Annotated in this window: 6 protein-coding genes; 3 read left to right on the top strand and 3 right to left on the bottom strand. The window is 61.2% G+C overall.

Annotated features, from left to right (window positions below):
- The first annotated feature begins 146 nt into the window (after positions 1–146).
- The 3 genes from FG95_RS17675 to FG95_RS19980 all read left to right on the top strand — a co-directional run bounded on the left by FG95_RS17675 (position 147) and on the right by FG95_RS19980 (position 3501).
- Complete coding sequence (locus FG95_RS17675) at positions 147–947, top strand: TonB-dependent receptor domain-containing protein (protein WP_081933237.1); 801 nt, start codon at positions 147–149, stop codon at positions 945–947.
- 49 nt (positions 948–996) lie between these two features.
- Complete coding sequence (locus tag FG95_RS17670; protein ID WP_152567704.1) at positions 997–2067, top strand: hypothetical protein; 1071 nt, start codon at positions 997–999, stop codon at positions 2065–2067.
- 144 nt (positions 2068–2211) lie between these two features.
- Positions 2212–3501: an MFS transporter gene (locus FG95_RS19980; RefSeq protein ID WP_052182477.1), complete on the top strand. Its 1290-nt coding sequence runs from the start codon at positions 2212–2214 to the stop codon at positions 3499–3501.
- Positions 3502–3809: 308 nt separating this feature from the next.
- On the opposite strand, the gene FG95_RS21165 is transcribed toward FG95_RS19980, so the two are convergent.
- The 3 genes from FG95_RS21165 to istA form a co-directional block, all read right to left on the bottom strand.
- Positions 3810–4943 (bottom strand): YecA family protein, encoded by a 1134-nt coding sequence (locus tag FG95_RS21165; RefSeq protein ID WP_037557561.1) that lies wholly within the window; start codon positions 4941–4943, stop codon positions 3810–3812.
- Between the two features lie 109 nt (positions 4944–5052).
- Positions 5053–5889 (bottom strand): IS21-like element helper ATPase IstB, encoded by an 837-nt coding sequence (gene istB, locus FG95_RS17655; RefSeq protein WP_037557560.1) that lies wholly within the window; start codon positions 5887–5889, stop codon positions 5053–5055.
- Positions 5886–7400: an IS21 family transposase gene (gene istA / locus FG95_RS17650; protein WP_092958942.1), complete on the bottom strand. Its 1515-nt coding sequence runs from the start codon at positions 7398–7400 to the stop codon at positions 5886–5888. The genes istB and istA overlap by 4 nt, the downstream gene beginning before the upstream one ends.
- Positions 7401–7590: the final 190 nt, after the last annotated feature.

Genomic DNA, 7590 nt, shown 5'->3' with positions numbered 1-7590 from the left:
CTGAAAATTACACCAATGCCGGGGGGAGTGGCCCTCGGGCTACGCCCTCACGCCACTCCCCCCGGCATGTAACACGATGGCCTGGTTTTACGCCGCCGAATGGCCGACTTTTGCTCCGCCGTTGACAGAAGGGCTTTTCGGTCTTTATCCCGACCAATCAGTCGCTGGGCAATCCCGACCTGGATCCAGAGATCGCCGATACCTTTACCGCCGGTGCCGTTTTCAAGCCGCGCTTCGCACCGGGATTGAGCGCTTCGCTGGACTATTTCGATATCAAGGTGGGCGGTGCCATCACCAATATCAGGGGCGCCGCGGCAACTTTGTGTGACGCCGGCAACGCCCTGGCGTGCAGCTTCTTCACCTTCGACCCGGACACGGGCGCTCCAACTTCTATGTCCGTCCCTGCGCTCAACCTGTCGAACCTGCAGTATGTGGGCTATGATTTCGCCTTGCAATATCATACCGGCCTTGGCGATTTCCTGCCGGGGACTTTCGACGTCAGCTGGAACGCCACCTATATGGACAAGGCCAAGATCGATCTTGGCGCGGGCAGCGGTCCCGTCAACAGAGCCGGCGAAAATGGCGGTGTCAACACGGGCGCGATCGCGCGACTGACCTCGGTTCTGTCGGGCACCTATTCGCACGGTGGATCGTCGATCACCGCGCAGTTGCGGTACATCAGCAAGGGGAAGATCGACAACACCTTCGATACTCTTCCTTCGAACCGGATTTCCAACAACAGGGTACCCTCGGTCGTTTACCTCAATCTCTACGGGACCCTTGCTCTCGACAAAGCCGGCGGCACGTCGCTGTTCATGTCCATCGAAAATGTTCTCGACAAGGATCCGCCCGTTGTTCCTTATCCGGCGCTCTTCACGGCGACCAATGCACAATATTACGATGTCGTCGGACGTTACTTCCGGGTCGGCGCCAAGCTGAAGTTTTGATCCCAGCAAAAAAGCCCGCCTACGGGCTTGGTAATAGAATGGAGCGGACATGCCTTTGAACAACCACATGCATTGCGGGAAAGACACGCAGACAGGACGCGGCCTTTTCCTGCGCGACTTGCTTGCGGCCACGGCCCTTGTCGCTACGGCAGCCTTTGCCAGTCCGGCGACCGCGGCGGAATCCAACCGCTATATGGGCGAATTAACGATCAGGAGCCTGCCGGACGAGCTGCCCGAATTCCTGCGGTCTGATGCGGCCGCGCTCAATGTCGGTGAGCTGACCCGGGAGCCGGATCGCTGGCGTAATGCCGGTCCTGTCTTCGATGCCCAGCGCCATTCGGCGCATTATACCAAGCTTGATGACAACGGGGTGGCGGCGACCGGATTGAAGCTGTCCGCTTTCCCGCCGACCCAGGAAGAATATGCCATCATCCTGCACAAGAAGGGGCTGACGGAGCGTGACGAGGGTACGCTTTATTATACGATGATCACCCAGTTCGAGCAGCTGAAGCAGGATTTCGCCTATTATCGCGTTCAGACGGCAGCGCTCAAAAACTGGACTGACGAAAAACAGCTGGCCTGGCTGCGGCAGGATATGAACCGGCGGCAGGCTCAGATAACGGAGCATCTCGCTCTGCTGGTGCACTGGGCAGGCGACGCGATGTCGCCCTTGCACACCAGCATTCACATCAACGAATGGGCGGGGACCGATCGCGGCAAATATCCGGTCAAGGTCGATCACTTCGTGGTCGAAGGCCAATATGTGCTGAAATATTTGACGCGGGAGAGCGTTCTGCACGAGGTCGCGCCCCTGCATGTCTGCGAGGACAATATCCAAGTCTGCCTCGCCAAGGCGTTTGAATATAATGTGACCTTTGCCGAGCCGCTGTACAAGCTGGTCAACGATGGCGGTTTTCCAGCAAATGCCCCTGATCCGCGCGGCGTCAGGTTTATGACAGAGGCGACGGCGAGGCAGGTCAGCCTTGCCCGGGACCTGGTCGTCAAGGCGTGGCGTGAGAGCGCCGACCAGACATTGGGCTATCCGCCGGGCGAAGTGAAAGTTCGTGACATCGTGAACGGTGCGGTTCCGACATTCGAGCAACTGCACGGCTGGGACTGAGCGACCAAGGGATTGTCGGCAACACCGCCGCCGATCCCGACCCGACCCGGCGCGGCAGGCGGCATCGGCAAGCGGGGCGGGCACGCCGTACGGGTTAGGCGAGCGCCGGGATGATAGGCCCGGACATAGCAGGACGGATTCACCATGCGGAATTGGATAAGGTTTTCAGGCGCCTCCGGCCGCAGATGGTATGTCGTGCTCGTGCTGTGCGTTCTCTACGTCCTCTCCTACGTGGACAGGATGATATTGGTCATCATCGCGCCCGGCGTCTCCGCCTCCCTCGGGCTTTCGGACACGCAACTCGGCCTGCTCATCGGAACAGCATTTGCGCTTCTGTATGCCACCATCGGTGTGCCGATCGCGCAATGGATGGATGCGCGGGATCGCCGCTGGGGTATCGTTGCCGGAGTCCTGCTGTGGAGTGCGGCGACCGGGGCTTCGGGCCTGGCGACCGGGTTCGGCTCCCTGCTGGTTCTCCGAGCGGGCGTGGCCATCGGGGAGGCCGTTCTCACACCGGCGGCAGTGTCCCTGATCGCCGATCTGTTCCCGGCCAACCGGCGAACGCTGCCGATGTCGATCTACGCGGCGGTCGGCGCCATGATGAACATGGGGGCGCTTATCCTGGGCGGTTTCGCGCTGAGGATCGCGGAGACATTCGCGCCGACCTATGAGGTGGAAGCGTGGCGGGTCGTATTTTTCCTGCTAGGCGGCACGGGGACATTGCTGGCCATTCTGTTCGCCATGACCGTCCGTGAACCGACGCGCATCATCGAACCCGCAGATCCTACCGCGAGTGTACAGGATTTCCTTGTCTATCTGAGGCAGCGTGGCGCTTTCTATATACCCTTCCTGCTCGGTTCGGGGCTTGCCACTATGTTCGGTCTCAGCCTGGCTTCGTGGGCGCCGATGATTTTGGTCCGGGGCCATGGGCTGGAACCCGCCGATGCAGCATCGTTCGTGGGCTCGTTTGGCCTTGTTGCTGGGCTCGTCGGCACGCTGCTATGGCCCGGCTTCGCCGCCTTGATCGATCGTCGTCGTCCTGGCCGCGGTCCAATCTACGGGCTGACGACAGCGTCAATCTTGGCATTCATTTTCGTGTTCTTTCCGATGAGCGCGACGCCGCTCGGCGTGGGGATCGGGGTGGCTGGCACAATGGGCTGCCTTGCCGCCTGGGGGGCGTTGCCCCCTCTTTTGGTGCAGTATTATGCACCCGGGCGGATGCGAGCCCGGATCGTTTCACTCCATCTCCTGTGCGTCAGTGGTATCGGTTACGCTTTGGGACCGCCTTTAGCGGCCAGTTTGGGAGAGATGTGGGGCGCGGACAGAGGCCTTGCCATAGGCCTTGTCATTTGTGGAACCGTGACGGTGCCGGCCGCCATTGTTTGCTACTTGCTATGTGTTCGCGCCATGTCTCGCCTTGCGCGTGACACGTAGGAGGCTGCGGGATGATGGTCCCATGCCTATCCCTCAACATGTCGTCCGAATATCCGGAGTATGTTCAGCAATTTGAGAGATGCAGCGCTTCAAACTATGCTCTGGAGGATTTTCCGGACATCGCCGGAAGGCCTGGAACGGCACGCCCTTGGCTCAAACCAGGCGCGAGCTCGGACCGATCGCGGGGAGGGCGCTCGCCCTAGAGCCGGTCTTGAAGGCGGCTAGAGGGGGTCGCTTCTTGGTGCGATGGCCTCGTTGTTGCACGAACCCGTCTATTGTGAGGAAGCACGCCTGTTTTGATCAGCAAGTCAACGTCCGTGGCACTGCTTGTATTTTCTGCCGGAACCGCATGGACAGCGCTCATTGCGGCCGATCTTCTTTCGTGTCTCGACGGACTTGGGAGAACTGCGGCGCTGGTCGAACAAGGCCTGCAATGGCGCCGGTATCTCAACGCGCCGCTGACGCGGCCCTCCATAGAGTCTGGCATTGCGGATCAGCTGCTTCTGGTCCTGGAAGGCGATTCGATGATTTGGGTCCATCGCCTCCTCGAACGGTAACAGCCGCGCCACTTCATCGGCTGCCGCTTCGTGATCGCCACAATATGCAAGCACCACGGCATAAAGTGCCCGGGCCTCGATCACGTATGATGCCAGTCCGACTGCTTGGATCGTCGGGAAAATAGTGTCCTCTAGCGTCTGCCTCGCAGCGGCGAAATCATTCACCCACACCAGTTCGTCGACGAGATCCAAGCCCACCCGTACAAATGACTGAAAGGCCTGAGCGAGCTCGTAAAACTTCATCGCGTGAATACGGGCCATCGTAGAACGCTGGCTCTTCCTGCCGGTTGCTTGGGCGAGAAGGTCAAGCGTATCGGCCAGATGTTTCAGCGTATCGGTGAGGTCGCGGTCTTTGGGGAGAAGCAGGCGCAGCTCGGGTGGATTGCGCCCCAGAACATCCCCAGGGGTAATACCAAGCTCCTTGTAATATTCTTGCATGAGCTCCCCCGCCTCGCTGATCGCGGTGCCATTGTCCCCGAGCTTGAACAGTGCGAGGGCGCGATTGTAACGAAAGACGCGCAGATGCTCGGCTTTGGTCGGAACGCGCTTTTCGACCAGCCCCAGCATCTCCTGGACGCCGTCCACGTCGCCCGTCATAGACATGAGCAACATGCGCTTCATGCCCCAGGCCAGCCATTCGTCCTCACCGAGGTCATTGGTATCAAGGAGGTCCTGCATCTCACTGATCCGGGCTTGGCCGGGTTCAAATTCGCCCTGTCGAAGGTCGTTGAAGACAAGGCCGTCGAGTGCCCAGAGGCGCGTTGCGGGGTCGCTCTGCGAATCCGCTGTGTAGCGCGACGATCTGGATGAGAAGTTAGCGACGATCAGGATGAGAAGCGCTGATCGCGACGAGGTCGTTTTGGTGTGTTTGATTGCCGCTGGCAAGACCTATGTCTCAGGTTGACGATCTGGATGAGAAGTTAGCGACGATCAGGATGAGAAGCGCTGATCGCGACGAGGTCGTTTTGGTGTGTTTGATTGCCGCTGGCAAGACCTATGTCTCAGGTTGATTGTCGGGGAGCGACACATCGGTATTTTTGGCTGTGGCGACCTTGGCGGGGCGACCTGCCCCCTGCTGTTTTCGCTCGATAGCCGTGCGCCGCCGATAGCTTTCGACATTCATCTCGAAGATGGTGGCGTGGTGCACGAGGCGGTCGACGGCGGCCAGCGTCATTGCGGGATCGGGGAAGACCCGGTTCCATTCGCCGAACGGCTGGTTGGCGGTTATCATCAGCGAACGCCGCTCGTATCGCGCGCTGATCAGCTCGAACAGAACCGAGGTTTCAGCCTGATCCTTGGCGACATAGGCAAGGTCGTCGAGGATCAGAAGGTCGAAGCGATCAAGCCGATTGATCGCGTTCTCGAGCGCGAGCTCGCGGCGCGCGACCTGTAGTTTCTGGACGAGGTCGGAGGTGCGGACGAACAGCACCCGCCAACCCTTTTCGATCAGCGCGAGCCCGATGCCCGACGACAGATGCGATTTTCCTCCGCCGGGCGGGCCGAACAGGATCAGGTTTGCGCCATTTTCGAGCCAGCTGTCTCCGGCACAGATCGCCATCACCTGCGCCTTCGATATCATCGGAACCGCGTCGAAGTCGAACGTATCGAGCGTTTTTCCCGGCAGCAGTTTCGCCTCCGCCAGATGCCGCTCCATGCGGCGGCGACCGCGTTCGGCGATCTCATGCTCGGTGATCGCGCTGAGGAACCGCGCCGCCGGCCAGCCCTCCTTGTCGGAACGCTCGGCGAACGTCGGCCAGAGCTGTTTGATTGTCGGCAGTCGCAGCTCGTTGAGCATCAGCGTGAGCTTTGTGACATCAATACCCTGGTTCATGCCATTTCCTCCGCGCGAGGAGCCAGGAGCGCTTCATAGGCGCTCAGCGGGACGAGCTCGACGATGACCTCGGGCAGCGCCGCGGGGTCGGGCGCGAACCGCGCCCTAAGCATTGCCATGTCCGGCATACCCTGCGGCGTCGCTAGCAGGGTTTCCAACACAGCGGCGAGTTCGGCCTCGCAGGCCCGCTCATGCGCGAGGCTAAGAAGCTCGACCATTGTCCGGCACGCGACCCGTTCGGCGAGCCGCTCCAGCAGCCGATCGAACATGCGCCGGTAGGCCTCGCGCGGGAAGAGCTGGTGGCGATAGACAAGATTCAGCAGCGCCATCGGTTTGCGCCGAAGCGCATGGATGACATGGCGATAATCGACGACATGGCCATGTTTGCCGCTGCGCTCGGCGCGGCCGCGCGGAAGCGTAAAGAGCGGTGTGCCGCCGAGGAACAGCTCAAGCCGATCGTCGTAAAGTCGAACTCGCAGTCGATGGCCGATCAGCCGCGACGGCACGGTGTAGAACACCTTGCGCAGCGTGAACCCGCCCGAGGAGGTCACCATGACAAGCACCTCTTCATAATCGCTGGTGCGCATGCTCGGTAGCGACTGAAGCGCCGCCCGTTCGGCGTCGATCCGCTTCGCGCACCGCGCATTCTTGCGCGCGACGATCTCGTCGACGAAGCAGCGATATTCCGCAAGGTCGTCGAAGTCGGCCGATCCGCGCATCAACAGCGCGTCGCGCACCGCCGCCTTCAGATGCCCGTGCGCGCTCTCGATCGCGCCATTTTCATGCGCAACACCGCGGTTATTGCGGGTCGGCTCCATCCGGTAATGGCGACACAGCGCGTCATATCTGTGCGTCAGATCCTCGCGCGCCGATGCATCCAGATTCCGGAACGCCGCCGACAGACTGTCGCTGCGATGCTCGCGCGGCGCGCCGCCCAGCGCCCACAGGGCATTCTGCAGCCCCTCCGCCAACGCGACATAACTCTCGCCGCCCAGGATCACATGGGCATGCTCGAAGCCAGAACAGGCGAGCCGGAAGTGGTACAGCCGGTGATCGAGCCCGACCCCGGCGATGTGTACGCCCAGATCGGCCATGTCGGTAAAATCCGACAGCCCCATCCGACCCGGCTCGTGCACCTGGCGGAAGATCACGTCGCGATCCGGGCCTTGCAGCGCCCGCCAGCTTCGAACCCGACGCTCCATCGTCCGCCGCACCCCATCGGGAAGCTCAGGATGACGACGCTGCATTTCTTCGAACACCGTCACGGCCCGGAGTCCCGGCGCCGCCTCCAGCAGCGGTACAACTTCGCTATCGAAGATATCCGCCAGCGGATCGGGGCGCCGGCGACCGCGCGGCTCTTTCTTCTGCGAGGGCAACTGCGCATCCCGCTCCAGCCGATACGCCGTTGCCGTGCTGAACGCCGCGCACGCCGCCGCCGAGCGCGGCGACACTGTCTGTCTCATCTTCATATATAATCTCACCTGATGATCGTTGATATGTCTCCCGGGCACCGCATCTCCCCTTCCAAAGGAGGCGCCACCTGGCAGGTCACGATCACCAAAAGCGCCATTCCAAAAGAAAAGACGCTTGCGGGGGTGTGTCTGTCGCTCCTCGGGGCTTCGCCCCTCGTCCCGACAGACACCCCCCCGCCATTCTCATCTAGATTGTCGCGCTGTTCTCACCTTGATTGTCGCGCAGCAC

It is taken from the genome of Sphingopyxis sp. LC363 (genome assembly GCF_000756385.1).
GTDB lineage: Bacteria > Pseudomonadota > Alphaproteobacteria > Sphingomonadales > Sphingomonadaceae > Sphingopyxis.
The sequence above is the reverse complement of the archived record's forward strand: the minus strand, read 5'-3'. Positions and strand labels throughout refer to the sequence as shown.